3 protein-coding genes are annotated in these 3,949 nt (G+C 64.5%); 1 reads left to right on the top strand and 2 read right to left on the bottom strand.

Features of this window, described 5'->3' with window-relative positions; all coding sequences use genetic code 11:
- Positions 1-239 precede the first annotated feature (239 nt).
- Together AC630_RS41085 and AC630_RS41080 are read right to left on the bottom strand one after the other, a co-directional pair.
- On the bottom strand, positions 240-989 hold the full coding sequence (locus AC630_RS41085) for a metallophosphoesterase family protein (RefSeq protein ID WP_074124066.1): 750 nt from the start codon (positions 987-989) through the stop codon (positions 240-242).
- 141 nt (positions 990-1,130) lie between these two features.
- Positions 1,131-1,643 (bottom strand): hypothetical protein, encoded by a 513-nt coding sequence (locus AC630_RS41080; RefSeq protein WP_143198723.1) that lies wholly within the window; start codon positions 1,641-1,643, stop codon positions 1,131-1,133.
- A 245-nt stretch (positions 1,644-1,888) separates the two neighbouring features.
- On the opposite strand from AC630_RS41080, the gene AC630_RS41075 reads away from it, so the two are divergent.
- The gene (locus tag AC630_RS41075; protein WP_074124065.1) at positions 1,889-3,841 is read left to right on the top strand and encodes a DEAD/DEAH box helicase; all 1,953 of its coding nucleotides are present in this window, start codon (positions 1,889-1,891) and stop codon (positions 3,839-3,841) included.
- Positions 3,842-3,949: the final 108 nt, after the last annotated feature.

Raw genomic sequence — 3,949 nt, 5'->3', positions numbered from 1 at the left:
CGGGCTCCTCACCATGAGGGTTTGATATCTCGCCGCGAAACGTGACCTCATCCTGAGGGCCCGCCGTAGGCGGGCGTCTCGAAGGATGGCCGCAGGCGAGCTTCCCGACACGTTTTTCTTCATATGCGATAGCCCTGCAGGGATTAGGACCAGGTGAGCCGGCCCCTACGCGAGCTTGCGCACTGCTGCGGTGGCCTTGTCGCGGCGGAGTGGCTCCGGCCGCCTGATCTGCATCAGGTTCACTCGCTTTCTTTGACGTATCCAGAAGACAAGGCCTGCGCCCATTCCGGGCGGTTGTTCGCGAGTGCACGCGCCGCCGCGGACTCCCAGTCGTATTCCAGGGCCAGAAGTTCGACTTGCCAGCCTTTTTTGCGTTTCGTGAGTATCGCATACCGAGCGTGAGGCGAGCGGTATTCCAGGTTTGCGGCAAAAGGAATGTCCGCGAACACCGGGCAACCAACACTACCCGGATTGAGAACCAGACACTCGCCCGGCCCATGAACGGCCGCTTGGCGGTGGCTATGACCACACAGTATCACGCGAGCCGTTGTCTCACTCCCCAGGCGCGTTGCCAGCACTTCGCGGCGCGCTGGCACAAAGCGGCCGTCGTCGAGCGATTCTTCCAACAGGCACGTCGTATCGTCGTCGGGCGTGCCATGGCACGCCAAAATCCCGTCTTCCAGCCGCAGCTGGGGAGGCAAGCTGTGGAGTGCGAGACGTTGCTCCGCAGTCAATGCGTTACGCGCGAACTTACCCGCCGACGAGAGCCTGTCTTCTGGAAACTCCTCAATCCAGCGGTCATGGTTCCCGCGCACAGTCGGTAACGATAGCGATTGTAGTGCTTCGAAAGTCTCTCTCGGCCACAAGGGGCTGGTGACGCAATCGCCCAGATTGACCGTACTATCGACGCCACGCGCCTTGATGTCGGCCAGCACAGCCTCCAAAGCAGCAAGGTTGCCGTGAACATCGGAAATGACTGCCAATCGCATCGTTGTGCTCCCACTATACCTTGGCCTGAACCTAGCCCAGTCGCCCGGGCACCGGGAATAGCCAACTTCCGAAGGAAGGGTGCTCCCGAATTGACTGCTCTGCTCAAAATTTGAAATTGCCCAGACGCCGGGTCTGAATAGTTAGCCACGCCTGATCTCACTCGCCTTCACGACCGTCGCGCCCACCACCTTCGCGCCCTCCAGCTCACGCACGATCCGTTCGTCCGGCTCCATGATCCCGAGATCGAATTCGCGATCCGGCGTGACCAGGATCACGCGCTGGCCGATGATGACGACGACCGTCATGTCGTTGATCTCGCCTTCCTTGGCCCATGCGCTGATGTCGCTGGCGTAGGGCTCCCTGCGCCACGCGTTGGGAGATCCCGGGTCGCATCGGATTTCGATGCCGTCATCCGACGTGGTCAGAACGAGCTTCGACCGGCTCGGTTTCCAGCCCTCGTCGAGGAGATCGTTAACCAGCCACAGGCAGGCGAAACCCGCACATTCGTCCGGCCGTTTCGCGTAGATCGCGCAGCCCCGGCCGGGTCTGCAATGCGGGCACCAGGCGTTCGCGGGCTTGGCCAGCGCCTCGATGGCCATCACCTTGCAGCAGAGCGTGCAATCGCCGCAGGTGCGTTTGACGGAGGACGTCACGCGGTCATTCCCAGCAGATCCGGTTGCGTTCAGGTTACGCGAGGTGGCCGCAAAAATCCTCTGCAACCTTCGGGCGCGGTTCTTTCCGCGAAGCCATGCGTCACAGGCATGGTGATTTGCCAACTCTTGGCGTAAAGAGCGTCCAGATCAAATCGCCAGCGTGCGGCCGGGCCGTTTGCCGCGCACGCAGCTTCGGGTGTCGTGGCTCGCCGTTCCGCGCCTGAATCAACCAAGGTTTCCATCTCGTGTCATTTCCGGCCCTGAGTCCGCCGCTCGCCCAAGCTTTGGCCGAGCGGAACTACGATTCACCGACCCCCGTTCAACTGGCCGTGCTCGCCGACGAAGCCGCCGACCGCGACCTCCTGGTTTCGGCCCAGACCGGCTCCGGCAAGACCCTGGCCTATGGGCTCGCCATGGCCAAGGATCTGCTTGATAGCGCCGAGCGGTTCGAGCCGGCGGCCGCGCCGCTCGCCCTGATCGTGGCGCCGACGCGCGAGCTCGCCTTGCAGGTTCAGCGCGAACTCGCATGGCTCTATGGGCATGCGGGCGGGCGGGTTGTCTCCTGCGTTGGTGGCATGGATCCACGGCGCGAGCAGCGCGAGCTTGCGGCGGGCGCTCACATCGTCGTCGGCACGCCCGGGCGGCTGTGCGACCATTTGCGCCGCGGTCGTCTCGACATCTCCGAATTGACGGCGGTTGTGCTCGACGAGGCCGACGAGATGCTCAATCTCGGCTTTCGCGAGGACATGGAGTTCATCCTCGAGACCACGCCGGAGACGCGGCGCACCCTGTTGTTTTCGGCGACGTTCCCGCGGGGCATCGTTGCGCTGGCCAAGCAGTATCAGCAGCAGGCCTTCCGGATCGAAGTCGCGGGCGACGAAGGCGGTCATGCCGACATCGAATATCGCGCGATCCGGATCGCACCCGGTGATGTCGAGCACGCGGTCGTCAACGTGCTTCGCTTCTTCGAGGCGCCGAGCGCGCTGGTCTTTTGCAGCACGCGCGATGCGGTCCGGCATTTGCAGGCGGCGCTGCTGGAGCGCGGCTTTTCCGTGGTCGCGCTATCAGGTGAATTGACGCAGAACGAGCGGACCCTGGCGCTCCAGTCGCTGCGGGACGGACGCGCCCGCGTTTGCGTGGCGACCGACGTCGCCGCCCGCGGCATCGACCTGCCCAGCCTCGACCTCGTCATCCATGCGGACCTGCCCAATGATGCCGAAGTCATGCAGCATCGCTCGGGCCGCACCGGGCGCGCGGGCCGAAAGGGTACAAGCGTCCTCCTGGTGCCGCCCGCGCGGCGGCGCCGCGCGGAGCTGCTGCTCAATCTTTCAGGGATCGACGCTGTCTGGGGGATCGCGCCTCAGGCGGATGAGATCCGCAAGCTCGATCACGAGCGCATGAAGGACGTGTTGTTCACGGAGGAGACCACCTCAGACGATCTGGTTCTGGCGCAGGCGTTGTTGGCCGAGCGGTCGGCTGAGGATATCGCCGCGGCGCTCGCGCGGCTTTATCGCGCGCGGCTGCCGTCGCCGGAAGACATCATCGATCCCGGCGAGCGCAGCGGCCGGCCGCGTGACGATCGCGGCCGCGACAGGTTTCAAGGCGAAGGAGGCGATGATCGCTCGGCGAAGCCCCGATCGAAATCCGGGAAATCGTCGTCGCGCCATGGCATGGCGGAGGCCAGCGTCTGGTTCCGCGCCGCCATCGGACGGCGAAAGAATGCGGAGGCGCGTTGGCTGCTCCCGATGATCTGCCGTCGCGGCGGCATCGACAAGCGTGACATCGGCGCGATCAAGATCATGGACACCACCACCGAGTTCGAGATTTCCGAGCGGGTCGCGGAATCCTTCGCAGCCAAGATCAAGCGTCCGGACAAGGAAGACAGCATCCGCATCGAGCCGATGGTGGACGCGCCCCAGCGGCGGGAGCCTTCGGAGGAGCGGCCACATCCGCCTCGGCGCGAGGCCGGTGAGAGCGACCGCGATACCCGTCGCGGCGATCATTTCCGCGACGCGACGGGACCGAAGCCGCGGGGCAAGCTTCACGGCGAGCGTGGGCCGAGATTCGATGATGCTCCGGCTTCCGGAAAGAAAAAGAAGCATCGGAACAAGCCGGGCCACGCAGAGCCGCCTTCGGTCACGCCATGGCCTTCGAAGGGCGCGCCGGGAAAGAAGGCAAGCAAGAAGCGCCGCGGCTGAACCGCTATCGCACAACGCAGACAGGAAGAATGCCGCCGGATCGCTCCGGCGGCATCGTCATTTCAAGATCTCGGGCGAGCTCAGCGTCCGCCACCACCACCACCACCA

The sequence above is a fragment of the Bradyrhizobium sp. AS23.2 genome, assembly GCF_001908185.1.
GTDB lineage: Bacteria > Pseudomonadota > Alphaproteobacteria > Rhizobiales > Xanthobacteraceae > Bradyrhizobium.
Note: the sequence above shows the minus strand (reverse complement) of the source record. Positions and strands in the feature narration are given on the sequence as shown.

Coding starts and splice junctions, on each gene's coding strand:
- AC630_RS41085 (WP_074124066.1), bottom strand. CDS start 989: ATGCGATTGGCAGTCATTTCCGATGTTCACGGCAACCTTGCTGCTTTG.